This window comes from Brevundimonas sp. NPDC058933 (genome assembly GCF_049315965.1).
Classification (GTDB): Bacteria; Pseudomonadota; Alphaproteobacteria; order Caulobacterales; family Caulobacteraceae; genus Brevundimonas.
Genome location: NZ_JBMOSL010000026.1, coordinates 3,023 through 3,378 on the forward strand (window position 1 = coordinate 3,023; position 356 = coordinate 3,378).

The following is a 356-nucleotide window of genomic DNA, read 5'->3' on the forward strand; positions in this document are numbered from 1 at the left end:
GCCATGAACAGCCCAGAGCACTTGCCGTCTGAGACGCACAAACCGATCACCGGCTACTTGTGGGGCGCGCTGGCCGTGCTCACCTGTCCCTGCCATTTGCCGATTCTCGCCATTGTGCTAGCCGGCACGACGGCCGGCGCGTTCATCGGGGAGCACTGGGGTATTGCAGCCCTCACGCTGACCGGCTTGTTTGTCCTGTCTGTGACGCGGCTGCTGCGGGCCTTCAAGGGAAGATCATGACCGCTTCCCAGCCAGCCGAGAGTGGGCAGCTTTGAGCTTCGCTACCAATCTGGAGGAGTACCACCATGAACGCAAACGCCCCGAACACTGCCAGTTGCACCACCTGCTGCGTATGC

At 62.1% G+C, this 356-nt stretch carries 1 protein-coding gene; it reads left to right on the top strand.

What is annotated here, in order from left to right; translation table 11 throughout:
* Positions 1-3 precede the first annotated feature (3 nt).
* The gene (gene merE, locus ACOZBP_RS17300) at positions 4-240 is read left to right on the top strand and encodes a broad-spectrum mercury transporter MerE (RefSeq protein WP_001087807.1); all 237 of its coding nucleotides are present in this window, start codon (positions 4-6) and stop codon (positions 238-240) included.
* The last annotated feature ends 116 nt before the right edge of the window (positions 241-356 follow it).

Excerpts from the sequence above, each read along its gene's own strand:
- merE (WP_001087807.1), top strand. The coding sequence starts at position 4 with ATGAACAGCCCAGAGCACTTGCCGTCTGAGACGCACAAACCGATCACC.